Here is a 24079-nt window from a genome sequence, read left to right as displayed (position 1 = left end):
GCCGAGATCGTGCTACACAAGTGCCGATGGCGTGGCTTTTGGCCTTGCAGTGGGCCCTGTCCGTCCGGGTCGAGGGCGCCACCAGCTGCCCCTTGCCGTTCGCCGTCGAGGCGCGGCTGGCAGAGCTGCTGCCGGCCGGCGAAGCGTCCACCGATGCTCCCGACGTCGTCGAGCTGGTGGCCGAAGAGACCGCCCTGGTGCTTTACCTGCGCACCGCCGACGGCGCCCCCGCGGGGGTGCGGCGGCTGCCGAGGGACCATGCCTGCGACGAGCTTGCGGCGGCCGCGGCGGTCGCCATCGCCTCGTGGCAGAGCGACGTGCACCCTGCGTTTGCGGCCGCACCCTCCCCACCCGCTTTGGCGGCTCCGCACCCGGTGGTGGCGGCCGAATTCCCGGTGGCTTTGGCGCGGCCGGGGCTGTTGCTGGTCGTGGCGGCTGGAGGCCTCTCGTCCGTTTCGACGGGCGGGGTCGCCCCCGCGGTTGCCACATCCGCCACGTGGGGACCCGCGAGGTGGCCGGTCGGCCTTCGCCTGGCAGGGTTCGCGCAGGGCATGCGGACGCAGGCCCTGGGTGAGGGGCAAGCCGCCTGGCAGCGTCTCGGGGCCGGCCTGGGGCTCGAGGGCCAAAGGGTCTTCGGGGCCGGCCTCTGGCACGTGAGCGCTGCCCTGTCCGTGCTGGCCGGCTGGCTGACGGTCGAGGGCCGTGGATTTGCTCAAAACCGGCGCGAGCGCAGCTGGGAGCCGGGGGCAGAGGCCGCCACCGGGCTTGGGCGCAGCCTCGGGAGGGGACTCCGGATCCTCGGTGGTCTCACGTTGTCGGCCTGGCCGCGCGCCCACGAAATCGAGGGGCCCACGGGCCAAACCGGGGCGTTGCCCCACATCGACGTGCTCCTGTCGGTGGGACTTGGGTGGCAAAATCCTCAATGAGTCCATGGGCTTGACGCCCGCTGCGCCGCTTCGGGCGGCCGGCGGCGCTTTTCTCACCTAGGTTTGTAAGGCCCGGCCCCGTCGCGGCCACTCACCTTCCCGAAAGTGTCGAAGCTCACCCTGGTCTCCTCGCGCCCCGCTGTCGAACGCCGGCCGTCCCGGCCGTCCGACCGCGATCCCGAAAGGGAGGACGACGTGCGCGACCTCGCGTCCATCTACCGCCGCCACGCAGCCGAGGTGTCCCGGTGGGCCCAGCGTCTCGGCGGTCCGGGCATGGATCCCGAGGACATCGTTCACGACGTGTTCCTGGTGGTTCAACGCCGCCTGCCCGAGTGGCGGGGAGACGCCAAGCTTTCCACCTGGCTCTACGAGATCACCGTGCGGGTCGTTCAGGACCGCCGCCGGTCGGTGCGCCGGCGCCGCCTGCTGTGGCCCTTCAAGCGCGGCTTGGCACAAGACGAGCTGCTTGCGTGTGTGCCCGACGGGGGGCCCTCGATTGTCGAGGACATCGAGCGGCGGCAGTCCACGGCGTTGCTCTACAAGTTGCTGGATGATCTCGATGATAAGTACCGCACGGCGGTGATCTTGTTCGAGCTCGAGGGGCTTTCCTGCCAAGAAATCGCAACAGTCACGAACGCCTCGGTGCAAAATGTTTGGGTGCGGTTGTCCCGGGGACGCGAAAAGCTGGCCCAGGCTTTGTTGGCCTGGACCGCGGGGGAGGCGCGGCAATGAAGCCTTCGGAGCCGGTCCGCGTTCTCAGCGAGGCCTCGCGCGAAGGCGCTCCTGAGGACCTCCGTAAATTGGCCTCGTTGTTCGGGCGCGTGAGCGAACCCCGTCCCCTCGACGACGCGGCTTTGTCTCGGGTGTACCGCCGCGTGCGCGGGGCAACGCAGGCACGCCCGCGGCGTACGCTGGGCTTCGTGCGCTGGGCTGTCGTGGGCGTGCTCGGGCTCAGCGCCGGGGTGGTGGCAGCGGCGCAGTCGGGCCTTTTGCGGGGGCGCATCGAAATCGGGCCTCTGGTGGTCACCCTGGGCGCGCCGCCCGCCCGCTCAGGGCCTCGGCGCCCGCGGCCGCCCCGCGCGGCGGAGGAGCGTCTGGAGCCGCCCGCGCCGCCGGCTTCCGTGCCCCCTCTGCCTGCGCCTGCGGCGCCCAGCCCAGCCGTGGCCAGCCCAGCCGTGGCCAGCCCAGCCGTGGCCAGCCCAGCCGTGGCCGCGCTGACGAACGAGGCGGGCCGTCGGCCGCGCGCCCGCCGGCGCGTGCAGCTGGCCGCGGCGGCTGCAGTCCCGCAACCCGAGGCCAACGCCGCCGTGGCAGCCATGCCAGCGGTGCCGGAACCCCTGCCGCCCGGGCCCGAACTGGCGCCTGCGGCCCTCCCGCCGATGGCCCCGCCCCGCGGAGCCTCTTCGTCGTGGCCCGCGCCCGGCTCGGTGCGCCCGGAGCCGCCGCGGGCGCCGGGGCCGCTGGCGCAGGAAAGCGCCCTGCTCGCGCAGGCGCTCGGGAAGCTGCGCCACGCGCGCGACGCCGAGGGCGCGCTCGTCGACTTGCGCGCTTATGCCCAACGCTTCCCTCGCGGTCTTCTTTCCCACGAGGCCCAAAGGGCGCGCATCGACGCGTACCTCGTCCTGAACCGCCGGTCGGAAGCCCTGGCGCTGCTTGGGGACGCGCAGCTGGGGAACACAGGCCGCGACGCCGAACTGCGCGTGATTCGCGCCGAGTTGCTGGGTCTTTCGCGCTGCGAGCGGGCGGTGACCGACTTCACGGCGGTGCTGGCGGCTGCCGGCGGCGTGAGCGACGACGTGAAAGAGCGTGCGTTGTGGGGCCGTGCACGCTGCCTCGGGCGGCTCGGGCGCGACCGCGAGGCCGCGGCCGATCGCGCGGCCTATCTCGCGCGGTTTCCAGAAGGGCGGTTCGCACGGGCGTTGCGATGACCCGGGCGTCGATGCACAGGGTACGTGTGTGGGGGGCCGCCGGTGCCCTCGTGGGGGCCGTGTGCGCCTGCGAGCCGCAGTCCCATCTTTTGGCCGTCCGGGCGGGGGTTGATGCAGGCGCCAGCGAGTCCTTCGATGCCGCAAGTCCCTCGTCTCCGCCGGCAGATGGCCAGGGCAGGGAGGCACGCGCCCCTCTCGACATGGGCGAGCCTGCCACACCCCCGCGTGTGGACGAGGAGGCCTTCATCACCCAGGTTGCCAAACTGCTGTGGCGTGGTGCGCCGGATGCCACTTTGGCAGAGGCGGTCCGCAACCCAGGCGCGGCCACACCCCAGGACCTCGAAAACGTGGTGCGCACGGCCCTGCGCGACGAGAGATCCGGCCGCGGGCTGAGTGCGTTCACCCGAGAGTGGCTCGACCTCGAGCCGCTCGAGCGTTCGGACGACGCTACGCTGAGCGACGTGAAGATGAAGTCGCAAGAGGTGCAGGCCTTCGTGATCTTCGCGTACCGAAGCCAAGACGCACTCGACGACTTCCTCGCCAGGCGCCCCACGCGGTTTCGTTTCCGGCCCTCAGCCTTCGATCCTGGGAACTTCAAGGACCTGCGGCTCGGAAGCTACGAAGATAACACCCGTTCGGGCCTTCTGAGCCTGCCGGGTGTGGTGGTGCGCGCGGGCAGTCTGCAAAGCGTCTCCCAGTTCATCCTCTCGGACGAGCCCCTCTACAACCTCCCGGCGCGTGGGGTTTTTGTCCTCGAAAAGGTCCTCTGCGCGAAGACGCCCACGCCCCCCGGACCCACCCGACCCCTCGTTCGTACAAAGGGCGACACGACAGTGGACAGGTACCGGAGTCTGTACGAGCCGGAGTGCCTCGCGTGCCACAAGGAGATTGACGGCGTCGGCACGCTCTTCGAGGACTACGACCGGCTGGGTAACCATCGCACGGAAGAAAATGGCTTTCCCACCCTGCCCCGATGGACCTTGACCCTCGAGTCCCCGGGCGTGAAGGGACTGGGCATCGAGGAGTTTGGCACGCGCGTGGTGACGTCCGTGAGGGCCTACCAATGCCACCTGGCCCACTGGTGGAAGTACCTTACAGGGAAGCCCGTCGACCTCGAAAACCCAGAGCAGCGGGCGCTTGCCGAGGAGTTGGCCAACGCGCAAGCGGATGTGCAGGAGTTTCCCGTCAGGCTCCTGCTCTCGGAGGCGTTCCTGGACCGGTTTGTGGTCCCGTGACGTGCAGATCGAGCGCGCCGAAGAGCCGCAACGCGGGTAGCCCCGGCGCCTCCGCTTCGATACGCACCCGATCTCCCGCCGCGAGATAGGCGTGTAGCTCGCCGCCCGCAACGAGCGCCCGGGCGCGTTGCTCGGCGATGCAAGCGAAGCCGCCATGGGGATCGTCCTGGGAGATGGTGCCGCTGCCGAGCAGCGTGCCTGCCGTCAGCCTCCGCGTGCGCGCCGCGTGGGCGACCAACGCGCCGAACGAAAAGTGCATCTGCCGCGTGGACAACTGGCCCACGCGGCGGCCATTCAGTGAGCAGGTGACGGTCAGGTCGGGGCGCCCCTCGTTCCAATACGCGCCCAGTTCGTCGGGCGTGACCACAAAGGGCGCAAAAGCGGTCGTGGGCTTCGCCTGCAGGAACCCGAACCCCTTGGCCAGCTCGCCCGGCACAAGGTTTCTGTACGTCCAGTCGTTGAGCAGCGTGACCAGGCGTACGCAGGCCAGCGCATGGTCTTCCGAGACCCCGAGCGGCACGTCACCCAGAATGACGCCGAGCTCGGCCTCGAAGTCGAGGCCCAAGCTGGGATCGTCGAGCAAAAACGGTTCGCAGGGGCCTGCGAGCGCCCCGCTGCCGCCCTGGTACATGAGCGGGTTCGTCTCCAGGTCCTCCGGGGGCAGCGCTCCCCGCGCTGTGCGTGCCAGCACGACGTGGTTCAAAAAAGCGGAGGCGTCGAGCCATTCGTAGGCGCGAGGCAGCGGCGCCGCCAAAGTGGCCGGGTCCACGGGGTGGCCGGCCACGGCACCGGCCTCCAGGGCAGCCTGGACCGCCTCGAGCACGGGAGCGGCCCGCGGCCACGCGTCGAGCGCACGCTGGAGCGTGTCGAACGGCGCCGGGGCCGGCGTGCCTACACACCCATCGCGCCGAACGACCCACAGCGTCCCGTCGCGGCTGCCGTCGCGCCGTGTGGCGAACTTCATACTTCAAGTCTAGCCTGAGCGCCGTCGCCGGTTCGATTCTTCGGTGTGCCGGGCGGGGGTGGTAACCTTGCCGCCATGCTGGCGTCCTTCGAGGAAGCTCTGGGTCAGGTTCAGGCGTTCGCGGCTTCGTTGCCCGTCTCGGCACGACATGAACGAGTGTCGTTGGCCCAAGCCGTGGGGCGCGTGCTTGCCGAAGAGGTGCGCGCCGATCGCGACCAGCCTCCGTTCGATCGCAGCACCCGAGACGGCTTCGCGGTGAGAGCCGCCGACCTCGTCGCGGAACCTCGCAGCCTCACCTGCGTGGGCACGGTGGCTGCAGGCGAGCGCTTCGCGGGGCAGCTCGCGGCCGGTGAGTGCGTGGAGATCATGACGGGCGCCCCCCTGCCCGAAGGGGCAGATGCCGTCGTGATGGTCGAGCACACGTCGCGAAGCCCAAACGACGCAGCGACCGTGCTCTTCACCGCCGGGATCCAAGCGGGGGACAACGTGGTTCCCCGGGCCGCCGAAGCGCTGGCCGGGGCGCCCGTGGTGCCCGTGGGCCGGCGCCTGGACCCGGCCACCCTCGGCTTGCTCGCCTCCGTGGGCAAGGCCGTACCCTTGGTGACCCGGCGCCCCCGGGTGGCCGTGATCACCACGGGTAACGAGGTCGTACCCGTGGGGGGCAGTCCGGCCCCTCACCAGATCCGCAACTCCAATGAAGCCATGCTGACCGCGGCCGTGCAGCGTTTCGGCGGGGAGTGCCATGGCCTTGGCCCGGTGTCGGATGATCCCTCGGCACTGCGGCACATGCTTCAGGTGGCGCTGGCCGCCGACCTGGTCATCGTGACGGGCGGCGTCTCGAAAGGAAAACACGATCACGTCAAGGCCGTGCTCGAGAGCCTGGGCGCCACGTTTCACCTGGCCGGTGTGGCCATGCGGCCCGGCAAGCCCTTCGTGCTGGCGGAGGTGGCTGCAGGCCGGCGGCGGGTGCCGGTGTTGGGGCTACCGGGCAATCCGCTCTCCGCCCTCGTGGCGTTTGGCTTGTTCGGACGGTCCGTGTTGGCCCGGCTGGCCGGCCTGCCCCCCTGGGCCCCCCGCTTCTTTGCGCTCCCCCTGGCGGTGCCTTTGGCGCAGGCACCGGTGGCTTTCACGAGCCTTGCGCCGGCGCGTCTTGCGGGCCAGGGCGTCGACCTCACGGTGGAGCCCCTCGACTTCCAGGGCTCGGGAGATCTCGTCGCCATGGCGGACGCTGACGTGCTGATCTGTTTGCCTCCCCAGACGGCCGCGGTCGCCGCCGGATCGTTCGTGCGGGTGGTGGACAAGGCCTAGGCTGCGGGACGGGGAAAGCCAGACCCCGCTCCGTCTATTTCCTTCCCCGCAGGCAGGGGACGCGTTACAAACGAGGGCACTGTCGACGTCGGGGCGTGCGTCTCGAGGCCGCTGAAAGGAAGAATCGGCGCCGGGAAAGAGCCCTGGCCCGGAGAGCAACGATGAGCCGGCGACTGCTTTTGACTTGGGCGCTGCTGAGCGCGGTGGCTTCCGCCTGTACGAACGAATACCGTGACGAGGCGTTCGGCGTGTTGGAGTTATCGGCCTTGTTTCCGTCCACGGGCAACACGGGGGGCGAGCCGCCGGAGACCTTGTTCCCCGAAGCAGGCTTCGAGGGCGGCGCACGGGCCGAGTACTACAACTTCGGGTCCGTGGCCGTTCAGCGCGACGCCTTCGGGGAGCCCGTCTCCGCGCGGGTCAACCCCATGTATTTTTTCTTCACCCCCGACGGCAAGCCGCTCATGGCGCCCGTCATGCGGGAGGTACGCACCCGGCAGGACTTCATCAACGGGGGCCCCAACGTGGTGAACGTGAACCCGAAGATCTTCTGCGACGTCGACGGCGCGGATCCGCTCGGTTGTCAGGCGCTCGACGATCGCCAGCGGGCACGGGTTTACTCGGTGCGGTTTCGTGAAGCGCTCATCGATCCGTTGCGCAACGTCGACGACTACCAGCGGCCCGTCGTCGATGTCTCCCCGGCCGACGTGGCCGGAAGCCGGGCGCTTTACTCGGGGCTTTGGGAGATCGTGGAGGTCACCGTGCCCTCCGGGTACGAGCCCGACGCCATCAAACAGTACCGAACGCTTCGCGACGCGATCGACGACGGCGGCTTTCGGGCCCGGAACACCGGCAAGGTGATCAACTGCCCCATCCTCGACGAGCGCACGCAAGTTCCGCAAGGGGTGGCCGACGCTGCCACCTTCCGTCCCCGGATGGAGATCTGGTACCGCCGCAAGCTGGCCTTCTGCTACGTGGCCGATGGCTGGCTGACCTTGGCGGATGCGGCGAACAACCGTTTGCCCGCGGGCAGCGACGCCGCCCGCCTCGACACCTTCGACGTGTCCCGGATCGTCTCGGGGCAGGGCCCCGCGGCCACCACCGTGCTCACCGTGCCCGTGGGCAAGGCCTATGTGCCGGCGCAGGTGGCCTTCGATCCGATCAACGGTGTATCCCGCACCCGGGTCGGCGGGCAGATCGTGAGCGCAGGCCGCCCGCGCCGCACGCGCAGAGATCCTCCCGGGTACACGCCCATCCGCTGGCTCTGGGATATCCAGGTGGAAGGTGAATACCGTGAAGATTCGTTCGACGAAGTCCGTGAGCTCGACGAAAACGGCCAGGTGCTCCCCCGGGCGCCCCAGCAGGTGATCAATCTGCCGCTGCGGGGCGTGCAAACCGCCTGTTCACTGCCGAAGCTCGACAAGATCATCAACGGGCGCAGCGCGGTTCAGTGTGGGGTGAACACGACGGTGAACGGCAAGCTCGTGGTCGACGCCTCGGGCGATCCCACGTGCACGGCGCTCGGCCTCGCCTGCAACCGCAACACGTGTTTTTGCGACTCGCCGCCCGTCAGGTACGGGCAGCGCTGTGGGGTGGGGCTTGCCCGCTGCGACGACACGGGAGACGAGCTCTCGGAACTGGGCTACACCTGTTTCCCCGCCGACGTGGGGTTCTGCTACCTCGGCTGCGACCCCTTCGCGCTCAACCGTCTTGCGGAGCAGAACCGAGGCCGAGAGCCGAAAGACTTCGTGGATTCGCGTTGTAAGTCGCTACCTGGCTATTCCTGCTTTCCGTACAACAACCGCGGCGTCTGCCTGCGCTTTTGTGACGAGAACCTGCTCGACACGGAGACAGTGAAGCAGTGCCGGGCGGTGGCCGAGATCACCCGCGAGGGCATGTCGGTGCCGCTCGACCTCGGGCAGGGGCAGGTGTGTCAAAACTTCGGCGTTCAGATCTGCGCCTGGCCCGATGACTATTCGCCTCGCAATTAGGAGACAGCCGGCGTTGCCATGACGATCCTCGCAAGGAAGTTCCCTTCATGAAGTTCGTGTACGTGCTCATGGCGTTGGCGTCGATATGTCTCCCGGGGGCGGCTTGGGCGCAAACCACGGGCACGCTCAGCGGCACCGTCTGGGACCAAACGGGCACACCGCTCGCGGGGGTGCGGCTCACGCTCGAATCGCCCACGCAGATCGGCGGCGCCCAACAGGCCGTGAGTGACGAAGGTGGGCGTTTTCGGTTCGCCGCGCTGACGCCGGGGGCGTTCAAGCTCACGGCGTCCGCGCCCCGGCTCAAGACCCTGGTGCAGACCAATCTCCGGATCAGCCAGGGCAAAACCCTCGATCTCGACGTGGTGATGGAGGTCGAGGGCGCGGGTGTCGAGAATGCCGAAGAGTTCGTCGTCGAGGACAAAGCGCCAGCGGTCAACACGAACAACACGACCGTGGGAGAAAGCTACGACGCCGAGTTCCTCGACAAACTGCCCTTGTCGTCGCGCAGCTTTCAGGGCGTCGCCGCGCTGACCCCCGGCGCGGTGGACCGCCAGGGAACCGGCAACGCGCAGGTGCGGGGCGGCTCGTTTTTCAACAACAGCTACCAGGTGGACGGCTTCCAGACCACCGACCCCGTCACCCAGACCTTCGGCCAGAACTTCAGCTTCGATGCGATGTCGCAGGTCGACGTGCAAACGGCGTCCTTCGGCGCCGAAAACTCGAGCACCACGGGGGGCGTGATCAACATCGTCACGAAGAGCGGCTCGAACCGCTTCGAGGCGGACGGCACCGCGACCTACACCGATGAGCACATGCGTTTCTTCGAGGACAACCGCGACCGCGGGAACAACCGTCAGGCCACGATGAGCTTGAACGTGGGCGGTCCCATCCAAAAAGACCGCATCTGGTTTTTTGTCTCCGGCCAGCTCGTCAACGTGACGTCGACCATCGTGGCCGATCCGGCACGGCAGCTGCCGGACCCTCCGCCCTTTTCCGTGCTGGGCTTCGATGGGCTCGCCAAGGTGACCTGGCAGGTCAACCCCCGCAACAAGCTCGAGCTCAAGGGAAGCTACTCTGTGGGCGATTTCCGCAACGTCTTGCAGAGTCCCCTCGTGGAACCGGAGGCCGAGGCGCGCCAGTTTCAGCGCACGCTCTTTACCGGACTGTCCTTGAACTCGGTCCTCACGGACGATCTCATCGCGGTGGCCAGGGCGGGTTTTCAGCAGATCTATTTGGATGTGGGCCCTCAGTCCTGCCTGTGGGACCCCAACTGCTCGAATGTGGCAGGAGAGGTGGACTTTGCGACGGGCCTGTCCCGCCGAAACTTCACGTCCCAAAGCCGCCAGTATCGGCGCACGGCCGAGCTTTCGGGTGACCTGACCTACTTCAAGAATACGAAAAGCACCGGCAGCCACGGCCTCAAGCTGGGCCTGCGCTTCGAGGCGCTGTCCAACCCGGCGGCCCGGACCGTGCCGGGGGATGAAGTGTTGGGTTTCATCGGACAACAAGAGTTCCTGCGCCAGGAAGTCTGTGTGAACGATCCCCGCGACGAAAACGGCAACTGCCGTTCGGGGTGGCTGCGCACCGAAATTGGCAGCCGCAAGCTGCTCCTGCACCTGTCCGATCAGTGGCGCCCCACCCGCTACGTGACGATCACGCCTGGGCTCGCATTTCACCGGGCCACGTCCGAAGACGATCGGGAACGCATCGTGACCGACATCGCCACGGTCACGCCCCACATCGCGGTGTCCTGGGATCCCACCCACGACGGGCGCACCGTCATCAAGGCCAGCTACAACAACTACGTCGATACCGGCTTCCTGGCGCTGGCCGCTTTCACCAGCCGGCAGCTGACCACCCGACAATGCTTCTACGACACGGACATCGGTGGGTTCGTGCGAGATTGTCGCTTCACGGGGGGCGACCAGGCCACGACGGTGGGTTTGCCCTGTGGTCCTGACGGGCGCAACCCCGATGGCACGTCGTGCGCCACGAAGCTGCGCGCCCCGCGCACCCACGAAGTGACGCTGGGTGCAGAGCGGGAGATTGTGACGGGCATCGTGGCCAAGGGCGACTTCGTCTACCGCAAGTTCAACCACCAGTGGGAGGATCTCGAGACCAACGCGATCTGGAACCAAAGCGGCACGGCCATTCGCCAAGACGGTGGCTTCAAAAACGGCCGCAGCCAGTTCGTCTTCGATCTCGAGACGCCCGATGAGGCCCGCCGCCGCTACGTGGGCTTCACCGCGGGCATGCTCAAGCGCGAAGGGCTCTTGCGGATGAACGCGTCCTACACCTGGTCGCGCTACGAAGGCACGGCGGATTCCAGCTTCGCCACGCTCTTTTTGGATAACCCCGGCCAAACCCCCTACTTCTACGGCCCACTCGACGCGGACATCCGCCACGTGGCGCGCTTTTTGGCCAGCTATCAGGTGCTGCCCTGGCTCTCGATGGGGGGCGTTTACGAGTTTCAGTCGGGCCCGCCCTACAACCGGTACATCTTCGACCCGGTCTTCGGAGGCTTTTCGCGCTTTGCGACCCGCCGAGGTTTCGATTCACGGGGCACTCTCAACCCGGATGACGACGTGGCCTTGCGCCTGCCCGATTTCACCTCCATCGATTTTCAGGCCCGCGCGAATCTTCGCACGCTCATCGGACAAAACATCGATGTGTTCTTCGACGTGCTGAACGTGCTCGCGCTGCGCACCACGCTGGCCGTGGTCGAGGCCGACACACCGCTGTGGGGGCAGGTCATTTTTCGGAATCCGCCGCTGCGCGCCCGCCTTGGTCTGCGTTATCGCTTCTGATGGGGCGTCCGAGTCGCCGCTTGCTGTTGGTCGCCTCCGCCGCGTGCCTGTACACAGGACGCGCAGGCGCGGAAGACGCGGTGACGCGGCTTGGCCGCGAACTTGCCACCGCGCGCTCGTTCAAGGTGCGGGTGCAGGCGGCCCTGCTGCTCGCCCGTACCAGGGACGAGCGCGCGGTGCCTGCGCTGACAGCGGCGCTCGCGCGCGACAAAGAAGAGGTGGTCCGGGCGCTCGTGGCAAAGCTGCTCGGCGAGACCTCTGAACGAGAGCCCCTCATCACCCTGGCCCGCACGGCCTTGATCGCTGCGGGGCGGGACAAGGCAAGGCGGGTCAGGCGCGCGGCACGGGCGGCGCTGGCCGCCCTCGAAGCCACGCAGGCGGGTGGCGGCCAGCCCCTCGCGGTGGCAGTGGCTCAGTTCGGGGACCGGTCGGGACAGGCTCTTCCGGCCTTGAGAAATACGGTGCGCGGCGAGATCGTGGAGATGCTGCGGCGCCAGCCCCACGTGTCCCTCGTCGCGCTTGGGGACGTCCACGCGTCCTTCGTGGTCGATGGCGCGATCACGTCGCTTGGTCTCGTGCCCCGGGGGGATGACGTGGAGGTCAGCTGTGTCGTGAATCTGGTGGTGAGCCGCTCGTCCCGGGGCATCGTGCTCGTGACCTCCGGTGAGGCCTCCGTACAGGTGCCCCGGAGCCGATACCGCCCGGAGCGCCGCGTGGCCCTCGAGGAGGAGGCGGCCCGCCTGGCCGCCGCCGGCGCTCACGAGAAACTGAGAGCGTTCTTCGCTCGCCCGTGACGGCGGGTGACCTGTACGTCTCAGCCCAGCTGGTAGGTGCGCATGAACTTCCAGGCAGATTCGATGATGACGCCCAGGTCTTGTCGCTCCGGGCGCCAGCCCAGCTCGCGCTTGATCTTGTCCGAACCTGCGACCAGCACCGCAGAGTCGCCTTCGCGGCGCGGGCCCTTTTTTACGGGAACCTCCTTGCCCGTTACCTTCCTGGCCACGTCGATGACTTCCTTGACCGTGTAGCCCTCGCCGCCGCAGCCCAGGTTGTAAACCAGCGCCTTGTCGCCACGGGCCAGCGCTTCCAGGGCGAGAACGTGGGCCCGTGCCAGATCGAGCACGTGGATGTAGTCGCGCACGCAGGTCCCGTCACGGGTGGGAAAGTCATCGCCGAAGATCGTGATGGCTGGCGACACCCCAGCCGCGGCACGCAGAATGAGCGGGATGAGGTGCGTTTCGGGCTCGTGGCGTTCGCCGGCATCCTCGGTCGCGCCTGCGGCGTTGAAGTAGCGCAGGCAGGCCGTATGCAGCCCGTAGGCCGGTCCGTACCATGCGAGCGCCTTCTCGAAGGTCCATTTGGTTTCCCCGTAGGGGTTGGTCGGCAGCTTCGCATCGCTCTCCTCGATCGGGATCCGCTGCGGTTCACCGTAGACCGCCGCCGTCGAAGAGAAAACGATGCGTGACACGTTGGCGTCCCGCATGGCGTCCAGCAGCGTGAGGCCACCCGTCACGTTCTGGTGGTAGTAGAGCGCGGGCTCACGCACCGATTCGCCCACGGCGATGAGGCCCGCCATGTGCACGACGGCGTCCACCTTGTGGGCCCGCAAGGTCTCGCCCAGGTACGCGCGGTCCAAGATGTCGCCGTGGACGAACCGCGCCAGTGGGGCCACGGATTCACGAAAGCCGCGGGAGAGATTGTCGTAGATGGTGACGTGATGGCCCTCGGCCAAGAGCTGCCGAGACAGCACACTGCCGATGTAGCCGGCGCCGCCGGTGATGAGTACGTTCATATCGTGTTTGTTCCTTGAAAAGTCGGCCTCGAAGGACGACGGGGGTTCTTTGGGGGGTCACAGGTCGTCGCAAGGGGTGCCAAGTCGCTCCCCGAGATACGGCCCGAGATCCGTGTAGATCAGCATGACGTTTTCGTAAAGATCGAGGCTCACGAGCTTCGTGCTTCGTTGGCCTGCCACCCACGAGGTTTCTTTTTTGTCCAGCACGAGACGAAGATCTCCCGCACGCGTCGCAAAGATCTCGCCCTCGGAGTCACTGACGACGTTCACCATCTTGAGCGGCTTGAGCTTGCCGCGTGGCCCACGGTACACGCGGAACGCCAGGTTGCCCTCGGGTTCTCTCTGATGGTCGACGTAGTAGTACGTGCCCCGATCGTCGCGTGCCAGGGCGTAGGCCTCGTAGGGCCAGCGTGGCCCGAAGAACGCCGCGGCGGCGAGCAAAGCATCCGCTTCTGCCGCAGGCAGCGGTGCGAAAGCGGTTTTTCGGTCCCCACACTGCAAGCTGTAGGCGCCGTCGCGAAACTGCACCGACGCTTGGTACCGCGCCTTCACACGAGGCTCCCAGAAGGTGAAATCGAAGGCCTCCGTACCCACGGAGCTCGAGGACCCCACCCGCAGGGCGAAGAAGCTCTTGCCGTCGCCGTAGTACGTGTGGTCGTGAGACCCGAAGGGCATGAGCACCACGTAGTGCCCCTGGCCATCGGACAGTACGGTCAGCTTGGCTTTCGCTTCGCCCAGCTCGACCCGGGGGGCTGAGGGCGTCGTGCTCTCGACCTTCGGCGGACGCGGCTTGGCTCCGGCCGGGGGCGCGGGCCAGGCCAGGGCGGCGGTCACCGCCAGAGCGCCGAGTCGGAGGGGCCGAAGTTCGCGTTGCATACGCGGGTTATAGTAGGGCAGATGCCCACCGACGGGAACTCCGACGCGTCCGATGTGCCGGTGACCGGACCACGCCCCTTTTTCGCCGAGAGCCTGGCCCCGGGGCTCGTGGTGGCCGACACCTATGAAATCACCCGGCTCATCGGCCGGGGCGGCATGGGGGCCGTGTGGGAGGCGAAACATCTGCGTCTGCCGGGGCGTCTGGTCGCGATCAAGGTGCTCCTGGGCGGAGCAGGCTCGGAGGAAGTTCTGGCGCGGTTTCGGCGGGAGGCCGAGATCGCGTCTCGCCTGGGGCATCCGCACATCGTCGACGTATTCGACTTCAACACGCTGCCGGATGGCACGCCTTACCAGGTCCTCGAGCGGCTGGTGGGCGAAAGCCTGGGGGAACGCTTGCGACGGGGACCGATGCCGCTGGCCGAGACCGTGGCGCTCGTCAGGCAAGTGGGCTCGGCCCTGGCCGCGGCCCACAGGGAAGGCGTCGTGCACCGGGACCTCAAACCGGAGAACATCTTTCTGACCCCGCCCGTGGGCGAGGGGCAGCTGTACCCGCGCGTGAAGATCCTCGACTTCGGTATCTCCAAGATTCGCGGTGCCCATTCCTTCAAGACCCAGGAATCGGTGGTCATGGGGACGCCCCAGTACATGTCACCCGAGCAGGCCTCGGGCCGAAACCAGGAGGTGGATCACCGCACGGACGTGTTTGCCTTGGGGGCGATCGTCTACGAAATGCTGTCGGGCCAGCCTGCGTTCCAGGGAGAGAACCCACTGGCCGTGATGGTGCAAGTGATCCAGGTTGAGCCCACACCGCTTGCGGCGCTGGTCAAGGACGTGCCGGAGCCGGTGCTTGCCGCCGTGGCTTCTGCCCTCACCAAGCCCTGGCAAGCGCGTTGTCCCGACGTGGCCACCTTCGTAAACGCCCTGAGTGGCCGTCCGCTCGACGCCCCCACGCTCGAGCCCGCGGCTGCGGGCGCCCCCCCGTCCGCTCCGGTGGATGCGTGGGCCGTCACGGCGGCCCCGAAGGCGGCTCCGGGGCCTGCGGCGGCCGCACATCCCCCTTCCTCTTCGCCGACGCCAACCTCGTCATCCCTGCGGGCGGAGGGCCGCTCGGGGCGCATCGTGCTGCTCGGCACCGCCCTTGCGGTGGCCGTGAGCGCCGGCGCGTTCTTCGGATTTCAGGCCCTGTCGCGGGCGCCTGTGCCGAATCCCATTCCCGCGCCCGCACCCCCCGAAGGCGCTGAGCCCACACCGCCCGAAGGCGCTGAGCCCGCACCCCCCGCGTTAGCAGGGCCCGAAGCCGCCGCACAGGCCGCTCCCGTAGCCACCCCGGAGCCGCCTGCCGAGCCCCCGAGCCCGCGCCGGGGCGACAAGGCCCCCCGCCGCCCCCGAGAGGCGCTGCCGGAGGCCGTGGTCACCCGGCTGGATGAGGCCGAAGCGCTCCTGTCGGCAGGCCAAACCCGCGAGGCCATCCGCGTGGCCAAGCAGACGCTTTACGAACGCAAATCGAGCCGCGCGTTCGCGCTCATCGCGCGCGCCGCCTGCCGCGAGGGGGACCTCACGAACGCGCGGGCCTACCTCCAAAACGTCGCCCGCGCCGACCGCGGCCTCGTGGTGGCCGCCTGTGCCCGCGCGGGCATGGACCTCGGTGGACCCTAAAGCGCGTACCCACCCGACTCGATGGTGTGAAGAGCGATCTTCCGGCGCAGCGAGAAGGTGTTGACCCGCGTGAGCTCGTAGTAGCTGTTGATGTCCTTGACCTCTTTGGCCCACTCGGCCTCCTCCGACATCCACATCAGCATCTCGCGGAGTCGATCGAAGACCTGCTCGTGCGCCGTGGCCGTGTAAAGACGGGTCATGGCAATGGGGATCTCCGAGCCCTGCTCGCCCTGGCTCTCGACCAGCTGCAAGGAGCGGCTGATCGCCGAATCCATCGCATAGATATCGATGAGACAGTCCGCCAGAACCCCCAACAGCTCTTGTTTGTCGGAGATCTTCTGCATGTACTTTTGCACCCCGAGTGATGCGGCGTAGGCCACCGCCCGCTTGGCGAAGTCGCACTTTTTCCGCTCGAGACCGAGAGGCCCTTCGGGCACGCTGCGATCGATCTTCGAGGGGTCGGCCAGCTCCTTTTGCACGGACCCCACGAGGCCCATCAAGCCCAGCCGACCCTGCATGGTGCGCTTGAGGAGGGTGCCGGGAACCAAGAGACGGTTGATCTCGTTCGTTCCCTCGAAGATGCGGTTGATGCGCGCATCGCGGCTCACGCGCTCGATGGGGTAGTCCGTGATGTACCCGGCGCCGCCGAAGATCTGCAGCGTTTCGTCGGCCGTGAAGTGCAGCATCTCGGAGCCGAAGACCTTGATGATCGACGCCTCGATCGAGTGTTCCTCCACCGCTTCGATCTCTTTGGTCTGCGCGGCTGGATCATCGGGTGAGATGCCGATGCAGCGGGCGTCAATGAGCCCCACGGTACGGAAGGCCATCGACTCGGCCACGTAGATGTTCGTCGCGATGGTCCCGATCTTCTTGCGAATGAGATCGAACTCGGCGATCGATTTTCCGAACTGCTTGCGCTCGATGGCGTATTTGACGCCGCTCTCCAGGCAGAACTTGGCGCCGCCCAGTGAGCCCACCCCGAGCTTGAAGCGGCCGAGGTTCAAGATGTTGAAGGCGATCTTGTGGCCCTTGCCGATGTCCCCCAGCACGTTCTCCACTGGCACCTGGCAGTCTTCCAAGATCAGGGGACAGGTGGAGCTGCCGCGAATGCCCAGCTTGTGCTCTTCGGGGCCTACGGTGAGCCCGGGGCTGTTGCGCTCGATGATGAACCCCGTGAACTTGTCCCCGTCGATCTGGGCAAACACCACGAAGACATCCGCGAAGCCTGCGTTCGTGATGTACTGCTTCGTGCCGTTGAGCACATAGTGTTTGCCATCCGCAGACAACACCGCCTTCGTCTTGGCGGCCAGGGCGTCCGAACCGGAGCCGGGCTCGGTGAGCGCGTAGGCCGCAAGCTTTTCGCCCGTGCAAATCGGAGGAAGGTACGTCTCGCGCTGGGCTTGGTTGCCGAAGAGCACGATCGGCATGGCGCCAATCCCCACGTGGGCCCCGAAGGTCACCGCCCAGGACCCCAGGCGGCTCATGGCCTCGAAGATGAGGCTCGAGCTGGTCTTGTCGCCGCCCAGCCCTCCGTAGGCTTCGGGCACGTCGTGTCCCAGCAGACCCACCTCGCCGGCTTTGCGCAAAAGCGCGGGCATCATGCCGGGCTTCTTGTCTTCGATCTGCGCGATGTGCGGCTCGACCTCTCGCCTGAAGAAGTCTTCCGCCGTGTCGCGCATCATGCGCTGCTCTTCGGTGAGCATCTCGGGTGTGAAGACCCGGGCTTTGCCCGTGGGCTCGAGCAAAAAGCCACCGCCGGGGGTGAGGGTGATCGATTCGAAAGGGGGTTTCGCGTCGGCCATGAAGAGATTTTAGCCTGCTTTTTTCGCGAAGGCGCGCGCTTCGACAAGCAAGGCGAGATCGGGTGCCAGGGACGCGGCGGGTTTCGGATTCCGGTGAGGTACGGGTCACCACACGGGGTGCGAAGGCATCCAACTTTTTTTACCCGGGCCCTTTGCGTTGGGGTGCGGGTGCACGCCCGCGGGCCTCGAAGGCCTGCAGGTGTGATACAACCACGTTCAATAAAGCCCCTCGGTCCGACGATGTTCACGAACGTGAGGCACATGTCTCTGCCTACACCCGCCCACCACTGCGGAGGGCGGTCGTGAGCGCACCCAGCCGCATCCCTCAACGGGGCGATCGGCCTCGCCTGGCCATCGTCCTCTCCGGGGGTGGTGCCCGGGGCGCCTACGAGGCCGGGGTGCTCAAGTACATTCGCGAGGATCTCGCGGGTGACCTCGGTGGGCAAGTGCACTTCGACGTCATCTGCGGAACCTCGGTGGGCGCCATTCACGCCTGCTTCATGGCGTCCCACGCGGACATCCCTCGGCAGCAAGGCAAGATCCTCTGCGACCGGTGGGAGGGCCTGGTGTTGGAAGAGGTGGTCTCGTTCGGGATCAAGGATTTTTTGCGCGCGCCAGGCACCCTGCTGGGCAGCGGCAACATCATGGAGATGGAACCCGGTGAGCGGCGGCTCGGCGGGGTGGTGCAAACCCGCAACCTCGAGCGCCTCGTGCGCCGGATGATCCCCTGGACCCGCATCCGCAAGAACAAGGAGGTGGGGCACTTCGAGTCGTTGTCCATCTCGGCCACCGACATCGGTTCGGGCAAGACCGTGGTGTTCGTGGAAAGCGCGCGCCCGTTGCCGCCCTGGAGCGTTCATCCCTTCGTGCGGGCGCAGATGGTGAAGATGGGCCCCCAGCACTGCATGGCCTCGGCGGCCCTGCCGCTATTGTTTCCGGCGGTGCAGGTCGACGAGCGGTTCTACTGCGATGGGGGACTACGCCAGAACACGCCGCTTTCGCCCGCCTTGCGGTTGGGGGCCGACAAGGTGTTGGTTCTGAGCCTGAAATACGAGAAGCGCGCCGCCACCACCTTGCCGGAGGAAGCCCAGCCTTACCCGGGCGCTGCCTTTCTCGCAGGCAAAATCTTGAACGCGTTTCTTCTCGACCACATCGACTACGACCTGCAGCGCATGGAACGGCTGAGCGCCATCATGAAGGTGGTCAACGAGTCGGGCGACGAGAACCTCAAGCAGCGCGTGGCCGAGGTGGTCACCCGAAAACGGGGCGCGCCCTACCGGGTCATCGAGGACATGGTGATAAGCCCCAGCACGGACCTCGGCAAGATCGCCGGCGAGATCGCGCGCGCCGGGAAATTCAAGGGGCTGGGCGGGGGGCCGGGCATTCGGCTGCTGCGCCGCCTGGCCACCACGGCCGGCGGCGTCTCTGACGCCGACCTGCTCTCGTACATTCTCTTCGACGGCGTCTACGGTGCGGAGCTCGTGCGGATAGGTTACGAGGACGCACGCGCCCAGCACGAGCCGCTCTGCCGGTTCCTGCAAGACTGCGTGGTCCCCGAGCTCTGAGCCGCGTCCGCGCTCAGGGTTTGACGAGACGCAGCTTGGGCCGGCCGCGGGGTTTGGCCTCGGGTTCGGGCTCGTCTCCCTCGTCCACAGGAGCTGCGACGTTGTCGTCGGGCATGGGTACCGACTTCAAGCGCCGGCGAGGGGGAGCAGGCGCAGCCGCGTCGGCGGCCTCCGCGGCTTCTGCCTTGGTGGTCTCCGTGTCGCCCGGGTCGTCGGCCGCTTCGCTTCCCTCCGTCTTGCGAGCCGGTGGCTCGAGCTCGGCCGTGAACGGCTCTTCGTCGCTCTCGTCCGCCGCCAGCTCGCTCCCGCGACTTTCTTCGAGCAGCTCGCCGGGCACGTCCTCCTGGTAGAGCACGCCCCGCCCGTCCGTGCAGGCGATGACGTAGACCGCCGTCCAGGGCACCATCGTGGTGTAAGGCTGACGCGAGAACGAGAGCGTGGCCTTGATGCCTCCCTCGGTGACCTCGAGATCTTCGACGGGCACGGGCATGTTGAGCCCGTACTGCAGAACGAGGCGGGGCTCGCTGCGCAGGTGCTCGGGAACCGAGACACCCGCACGGCGAGCATCCACGTAAATCGTGACCCACCCGTCCTGGAGGAAGGTCAGGAAAGCATCACGCTTGCTGGGGCGATCGGTCGGTGTCACTCTTGGAGCCCGTTCTAACGCGAGTACCGGGGTTTTATCAAAAATCGCCGTACATTCGCCTACAGAACGTAGTCAGATGCGATAACCTTGAGGTGCCGATGAACCGCCCCCGGTTTTCCGTTCCCAGCAACACGCCTGCATCGCCTGCTCCGCCACGCGCGATGACCGGTTGGCGCGCGCGCCTGGCCCAGGATCCCATTCCCAAGCTCCTGCGGGAGGGCTCTCCGGCCATCGTGGCTCGGGTGCGTCGTGACCTCATCGACGACGACGAGGCGCCGTCGGTGGCGGACGTCTGGGCCTACAAAGAGGTTCAGGCCTACGCCAAAAAGTTCGGAAAAACAGGTGCCTTTCCCGCCAAAGCGGCCGAAAAAGCTCTGGGGCCGGCGCCCTTTGCCGCCGCGCTGTCCACGGCGAAGGCGATCGACCGGCTGGCGGACCTCGGGGTGCGTGCCGATGAGGGGCCGCAAGACACACCGCTTCACCGCGCTGCCGCGTTTTTGCTGGGGTCTCAAGACGAAGACGGGGGCCTGGCCGACCTCGCGGTGGGCGCAACGCCCACCGACAAGGCCAAGATGGCCGCCCTGCATTATCAGGGCTGGGCCCTTTCGGCCCTCTGCCGGGCCGGTTTCGACGAAGACCCCCGCGTGGAAAAGGGGTTTGCGTTCCTCTTGGCTCATCGCCAAAACGACGGGGGCTGGGCCTGGCGAGGCGTGCGGACCGACTCGGCCGCGCGGCCCTCGAGCCACCTCATCACCGGGATGGTGCTGCGTGCCTTCGCGGCATCGAAGAAGCGCCGTTCCTCGCGCGAGGCGCGCCGGGCGGCCGAGTTGCTGGCCACGCGATTCTTGCAGCCTGATCGCTACCCCGATCGCAAGGCGTCCTCGCATTGGGAGGAGATCACCGAACCCCGACAGTACGTGGATGTGGCGGACGCTCTCGACTCGGTGACCTCGATCGGTCTCGGCAAGGAAAACTCCGGGGTTCGGACCGCCGAAGCTTACCTGCGCGGACGCCAGGCCGAGGACGGGTTTTGGTACGCCGGACCCAGTGGCAAGCTGTCGGCCGAGGAAGCCGAAAAAGAGCGCGAAACGTCGCTGTGGCTCACGCTGCGCGTGCTGGTGATGCTCCGCCGGATCAACTAAGCGGCGGCTTCCGCCCGAGGGCGCCCGGGCCTGCATGCGGCCAGGGGCGTCCCCACGGGGGTCAGGCATTGCTTTACTCGCCGCCCTTTTCAGCCATGGCAGGCCGGGCTTTGAGGGAGGCCTTGAGCAGATAGCCGTTCAGCTGGGCGATGGTCTCGAGGCTGATGCCCTTCGGGCAGGCCGCTTCGCATTCGCCCGTATTCGTGCATCCCCCAAACCCTTCACTGTCCATCTGCGCCACCATGCTGCGCACACGTGACAGGGCTTCGGGTTGCCCCTGAGGCAAGAGATTGAGATGCGACACCTTCGCGGCCGTGTACAGCATCGCGGACCCGTTCGGGCAGGCGGCCACGCAGGCTCCACAGGCGATGCAGGCCGCAGCGTCCATGGCCCGGTCGGCGTTTTCTTTCGGGATCGGCAGCGCGTTGGCGTCGGGCGAGCTGCCGGTGCGGGCCGAGATGTACCCGCCCGCCGCGATGATGCGGTCGAAGGCCCCACGGTCCACCACGAGGTCGCGCACCACGGGGAACGAGCCACAGCGCCACGGCTCCACGGTGATTTGGTCGCCATCCTTGAACACGCGCATGTGCAACTGACACGTGGTGGTGTTCGCCATGGGACCATGGGGGCGGCCGTCGATGACCACGCCGCAGGTGCCGCAGATGCCTTCCCGACAATCGCTGTCGAACGCCACGGGCTCCTTGCCCTCGGCCAGCAGCTTTTCGTTGAGGACGTCGAGCAGCTCCAGGAAGGACATGTCGGGGCTGGCGTTCGGGACCTCGTAGGTCTCGAAGTGGCCGCAGTCCTTGACGTTCTTCTGACGCCAGATGCGCAGGGTCAGTTTCATCACTTGTAGCTCCGCTGAGAGGGCTTGACGTAATCGAACTTGAGGGCCTCTTTGTGCAGGGCAGGGCGCTCGCCCGCACCCTTCCACTCCCAGGCCGCGACGTACGAGAACTCGTCGTCGTTGCGCTTCGCCTCTCCTTCTTCCGTTTGATGCTCTTCGCGGAAGTGACCGCCGCACGACTCTTCGCGCTCGAGCGCGTCGAGGCACATCAGCTCGCCGAACTCGAGGAAATCCGCCACGCGCCCTGCCTTCTCGAGCGTTTGGTTCAGCGATTCATTCACACCCTGCACGTTGAGGTTTTGCCAGAACTCCTCACGCAAGGCGGGGATCTTCTGCAACGCTTCCTTCAGACCCGCCGCGCTGCGGGCCATGCCGCACTTGTCCCAAATCAGCTTTCCCAGTTCCCGGTGGAACGAGTCGGGCGTTCGTTTGCCCTTGATGCCGAGCAGTTTGTCGAGCCGCTCTTTCACCGCGGTCTGGGCGGCCTTGCATTCGGGGTGGTCGGGGGAGACCGGGTCGAGCTTGGTCGTGGCCAGGTAGTGACCCAGGGTGTAGGGGATGACGAAGTAGCCATCGGCAAGGCCCTGCATGAGCGCGGAGGCCCCCAGGCGGTTGGCGCCGTGGTCGGAAAAATTGGCTTCGCCGAGAACGTGCAGACCCGGGATGGTGGACATCAGGTTGTAGTCCACCCAGAGCCCGCCCATCGTGTAGTGCACGGCGGGGTAGATCCGCATGGGCACCTTGTAGGGATCTTCGCCCGTGATCCGCTCGTACATCTCGAAGAGGTTGCCGTAGCGCTCACGCACCACCGACTCCCCCATCCGCTTGATGGCGTCGCCGAAGTCGAGGTACACGCCCAGCCCGCCGGGACCTACCCCGCGGCCCTCGTCACACACCGATTTTGCGGCTCGGCTTGCGACGTCCCGCGGGACGAGGTTTCCGAAAGACGGGTAGCGGCGCTCGAGGAAATAATCTCGGTCGGCTTCGGGGATGTCGTTCGGGGCGCGATTGTCGCCCCCAGTCTTTGGCACCCAGACCCGACCGTCGTTGCGCAGCGACTCGCTCATGAGGGTGAGCTTCGATTGGTGGTCGCCCGAAACGGGAATGCAGGTGGGGTGAATCTGCGTGAAGCAGGGATTGGCGAAGTAAGCGCCCTTTTTGTGGGCGCGCCAGGTGGCCGTCACGTTGCAGCCCTTGGCGTTGGTCGACAGGAAGAACACGTTCCCGTACCCGCCGGTGCAGAGCAGCACGGCATGCCCGGTGTGCGTCTCGAGGGTTCCCGACACCAGGTCGCGCGTCACGATGCCACGGGCCTGGCCGTTGACCAGCACCACGTCCAACATCTCGTGCCGGGCGTACATCTTGACCTTGCCAAGACCAATCTGGCGCTCGAGCCCCTGGTAGGCGCCGAGGAGCAGCTGCTGCCCGGTTTGCCCCCGGGCGTAAAAGGTACGCGAGACCTGGGCCCCACCGAACGAGCGGTTGGCCAGCAGGCCGCCGTACTCTCGGGCAAAGGGCACGCCCTGCGCCACGCACTGGTCGATGATGTTCACCGAAACCTGCGCCAGGCGGTAGACGTTGGCCTCGCGGGCGCGGTAGTCGCCACCCTTGACCGTGTCGTAAAACAGGCGATAGACGCTATCGCCGTCGTTCTGGTAGTTCTTGGCTGCGTTGATGCCACCCTGGGCCGCGATGCTGTGGGCGCGGCGGGGGCTGTCTTGGAAGCAGAAGCATTTGACGTTGTAGCCGAGCTCGGCCAGCGTGGCGGCTGCGGAGGCGCCCGCCAGCCCCGAGCCCACGACGATAATGTCGTATTTGCGCTTGTTGGCCGGATTGACCAGCTTGAGATCGAAGCGGTGACGATCCCACGACGTGTCGATGGGGCCCGAGGGGATTTTGGAATCGAGTTGCATGGTCATTGAGCCCCCACCAGCTTGAGGAACACGGCGAGGGGCACCAGGGCGAAGCCGCCGGCCACCACCACCGTGGCGACGAAGGCCACTTCTTTCAAGATGCCGTTGTAGCGTGGATGTGACACGCCCAGGGTTTGAAACATGCTCCAGGCGCCGTGCACCATGTGCAGCCCCACGAGCGACGCCGCCGCCACGTAGAACACGAACACCCACGGCACGGTGAACCCGTTCACCATGTTGAGGTAAACGTCACCCTCGACATACGCCGAGGGCACCACCTGCACGCCCAAGGTGAGGTGCGCCAGGTGGAAGAGCAGGAAGACCAGCAGAAAGGGACCCGAGAACATCATGGTGCGGGCCCCGTAGCTCGACACCTTGCGCTTGTACGATGCGTAGGGCACCGGCCGCGCTTGCCTGTTCCGGGCGTTCAGCTGCACCGCCATGGCAATGTGCACGGGGAACGCCACCAACAACACGATCCGCACCGCCCAGAGGAGGACGGGGGTGTCGTGCAGCAGGGCTGCGTAACGGTTGATTACGTCGGGACCCAGAAAGATCTGGAGGTTCCCGATCATGTGCACGATCAGGTAGCCGAAGATGGCGGCCCCCGACAGTGCCATGAGCACCTTCTTACCTATCGTCGATTGATAGAGAGCTACGACTCTCTGCATGGTGGTTACTCAT

Annotated in this window: 19 protein-coding genes; 11 read left to right on the top strand and 8 right to left on the bottom strand. The window is 66.9% G+C overall.

All coding sequences use genetic code 11. From position 1 onward, the window contains the following. The first annotated feature begins 26 nt into the window (after positions 1-26). The 4 genes from KA712_11895 to KA712_11880 all read left to right on the top strand — a co-directional run bounded on the left by KA712_11895 (position 27) and on the right by KA712_11880 (position 4089). Positions 27-926, top strand: coding sequence for a hypothetical protein (locus KA712_11895; GenBank protein ID MCG5053655.1), 900 nt, complete (start codon positions 27-29; stop codon positions 924-926). 105 nt (positions 927-1031) lie between these two features. Further along, complete coding sequence (locus KA712_11890; GenBank protein MCG5053654.1) at positions 1032-1658, top strand: sigma-70 family RNA polymerase sigma factor; 627 nt, start codon at positions 1032-1034, stop codon at positions 1656-1658. Next, positions 1655-2854, top strand: coding sequence for a hypothetical protein (locus KA712_11885; GenBank protein ID MCG5053653.1), 1200 nt, complete (start codon positions 1655-1657; stop codon positions 2852-2854). The genes KA712_11890 and KA712_11885 overlap by 4 nt, the downstream gene beginning before the upstream one ends. Beyond that, positions 2851-4089, top strand: a complete 1239-nt coding sequence (locus tag KA712_11880; GenBank protein MCG5053652.1) for a DUF1588 domain-containing protein — start codon at positions 2851-2853, stop codon at positions 4087-4089. Before KA712_11885 ends, KA712_11880 begins: the two co-directional genes overlap by 4 nt. Here the strand turns inward: KA712_11880 and KA712_11875 are convergent. Next, positions 4040-5053, bottom strand: a complete 1014-nt coding sequence (locus KA712_11875) for a fumarylacetoacetate hydrolase family protein (GenBank protein MCG5053651.1) — start codon at positions 5051-5053, stop codon at positions 4040-4042. The two genes, KA712_11880 and KA712_11875, sit on opposite strands and share 50 nt — an antisense overlap. A 75-nt stretch (positions 5054-5128) precedes the next feature. Here KA712_11875 and KA712_11870 point away from each other — a divergent pair, with 75 nt between their 5' ends. The 4 genes from KA712_11870 to KA712_11855 all read left to right on the top strand — a co-directional run bounded on the left by KA712_11870 (position 5129) and on the right by KA712_11855 (position 11950). Next, positions 5129-6361 carry a molybdopterin molybdotransferase MoeA gene (locus KA712_11870; protein ID MCG5053650.1) on the top strand — a complete coding sequence of 411 codons (1233 nt, stop codon included), beginning with the start codon at positions 5129-5131 and terminating at the stop codon, positions 6359-6361. A gap of 161 nt (positions 6362-6522) precedes the next feature. Then, on the top strand, positions 6523-8349 hold the full coding sequence (locus KA712_11865) for a hypothetical protein (GenBank protein ID MCG5053649.1): 1827 nt from the start codon (positions 6523-6525) through the stop codon (positions 8347-8349). A 47-nt stretch (positions 8350-8396) separates the two neighbouring features. Next, positions 8397-11156, top strand: a complete 2760-nt coding sequence (locus tag KA712_11860) for a carboxypeptidase regulatory-like domain-containing protein (protein ID MCG5053648.1) — start codon at positions 8397-8399, stop codon at positions 11154-11156. 20 nt (positions 11157-11176) lie between these two features. Further along, positions 11177-11950 (top strand): HEAT repeat domain-containing protein, encoded by a 774-nt coding sequence (locus KA712_11855; protein ID MCG5053647.1) that lies wholly within the window; start codon positions 11177-11179, stop codon positions 11948-11950. 20 nt (positions 11951-11970) lie between these two features. Here the strand turns inward: KA712_11855 and galE are convergent, their stop codons facing one another. Next, complete coding sequence (galE, locus tag KA712_11850; GenBank protein MCG5053646.1) at positions 11971-12948, bottom strand: UDP-glucose 4-epimerase GalE; 978 nt, start codon at positions 12946-12948, stop codon at positions 11971-11973. 57 nt (positions 12949-13005) lie between these two features. Further along, positions 13006-13824, bottom strand: coding sequence for a hypothetical protein (locus KA712_11845; protein ID MCG5053645.1), 819 nt, complete (start codon positions 13822-13824; stop codon positions 13006-13008). Between the two features lie 21 nt (positions 13825-13845). Between KA712_11845 and KA712_11840 the strand changes: the two genes are divergently transcribed. After that, positions 13846-15480, top strand: coding sequence for a serine/threonine protein kinase (locus KA712_11840; GenBank protein MCG5053644.1), 1635 nt, complete (start codon positions 13846-13848; stop codon positions 15478-15480). Here the strand turns inward: KA712_11840 and KA712_11835 are convergent. Continuing rightward, entirely contained in the window at positions 15477-17282 is a 1806-nt protein-coding gene (locus tag KA712_11835) for an acyl-CoA dehydrogenase family protein (protein ID MCG5053643.1), read from the bottom strand. The genes KA712_11840 and KA712_11835 overlap by 4 nt on opposite strands. 302 nt (positions 17283-17584) lie before the next feature. On the opposite strand from KA712_11835, the gene KA712_11830 reads away from it, so the two are divergent. Then, positions 17585-18847: a patatin-like phospholipase family protein gene (locus tag KA712_11830; GenBank protein ID MCG5053642.1), complete on the top strand. Its 1263-nt coding sequence runs from the start codon at positions 17585-17587 to the stop codon at positions 18845-18847. Between the two features lie 13 nt (positions 18848-18860). Here KA712_11830 and KA712_11825 read toward each other — a convergent pair whose 3' ends face one another. Continuing rightward, positions 18861-19493 carry a hypothetical protein gene (locus KA712_11825; GenBank protein ID MCG5053641.1) on the bottom strand — a complete coding sequence of 211 codons (633 nt, stop codon included), beginning with the start codon at positions 19491-19493 and terminating at the stop codon, positions 18861-18863. Between the two features lie 98 nt (positions 19494-19591). On the opposite strand from KA712_11825, the gene KA712_11820 reads away from it, so the two are divergent. Continuing rightward, the gene (locus KA712_11820; GenBank protein ID MCG5053640.1) at positions 19592-20635 is read left to right on the top strand and encodes a hypothetical protein; all 1044 of its coding nucleotides are present in this window, start codon (positions 19592-19594) and stop codon (positions 20633-20635) included. Between the two features lie 73 nt (positions 20636-20708). On the opposite strand, the gene KA712_11815 is transcribed toward KA712_11820, so the two are convergent. Genes KA712_11815 through KA712_11805 form a run of 3 tightly spaced genes read right to left on the bottom strand, consistent with a single transcriptional unit; the run spans position 20709 to position 24066 of the window. After that, positions 20709-21482 (bottom strand): succinate dehydrogenase/fumarate reductase iron-sulfur subunit, encoded by a 774-nt coding sequence (locus KA712_11815; GenBank protein MCG5053639.1) that lies wholly within the window; start codon positions 21480-21482, stop codon positions 20709-20711. After that, a complete protein-coding gene (locus KA712_11810) occupies positions 21482-23395 on the bottom strand; it encodes a fumarate reductase/succinate dehydrogenase flavoprotein subunit (GenBank protein MCG5053638.1) in 1914 nt (637 codons plus the stop codon). Before KA712_11810 ends, KA712_11815 begins: the two co-directional genes overlap by 1 nt. Positions 23396-23397: 2 nt before the next feature. Further along, the gene (locus tag KA712_11805; GenBank protein ID MCG5053637.1) at positions 23398-24066 is read right to left on the bottom strand and encodes a succinate dehydrogenase cytochrome b subunit; all 669 of its coding nucleotides are present in this window, start codon (positions 24064-24066) and stop codon (positions 23398-23400) included. Between the last annotated feature and the right edge of the window lie 13 nt (positions 24067-24079).

It is taken from the genome of Myxococcales bacterium (assembly GCA_022184915.1).
Lineage (GTDB): Bacteria > Myxococcota_A > Polyangia > Fen-1088 > Fen-1088 > JAGTJU01.
This window is presented reverse-complemented; position numbering and strand designations above follow the sequence as displayed.